Annotated in this window: 1 protein-coding gene; it reads right to left on the bottom strand. The window is 45.5% G+C overall.

Features of this window, described 5'->3' with window-relative positions:
• Positions 1–217, bottom strand: a 217-nt coding sequence (locus tag E1189_RS24690) for a hypothetical protein (protein ID WP_230459946.1), incomplete at its 3' end; no start/stop codon positions are given.
• Positions 218–343 lie beyond the last annotated feature (126 nt).

Genomic DNA, 343 nt, shown 5'->3' with positions numbered 1-343 from the left:
TTGTCTTGTCTATGACGCAGGATGTTGTTTGATGGGGATGGATATGCGTGCTGTCCGTAGCTTGTATAGCGATGTTGCCTGTAGAGATCACAACAAGTGGTTGTGATCGAATAGAGCGGATTGGTTGACTCTTGATTTTTACTGCAAATGTGCCAGATGAAGACAGGCCGATTGCTATGCAGAGGCTGGTGACAACAACGTTCAGTTTGAAGACCATTCCCATCCTTCCTATAAAAAAGAACAAAGAAGATAGCAACGTAGCCTTGTTATGCTGGTCTTTACGACGATGGTTATATTGTCAGCCGCTGGGTCACTCACCCCTCATATTGTGATGTACGCGCTG

The organism is Parendozoicomonas verongulae, from assembly GCF_009711465.1.
Classification (GTDB): domain Bacteria; phylum Pseudomonadota; class Gammaproteobacteria; order Pseudomonadales; family Endozoicomonadaceae; genus Sansalvadorimonas; species Sansalvadorimonas verongulae.
The sequence above is the reverse complement of the archived record's forward strand: the minus strand, read 5'-3'. Positions and strand labels throughout refer to the sequence as shown.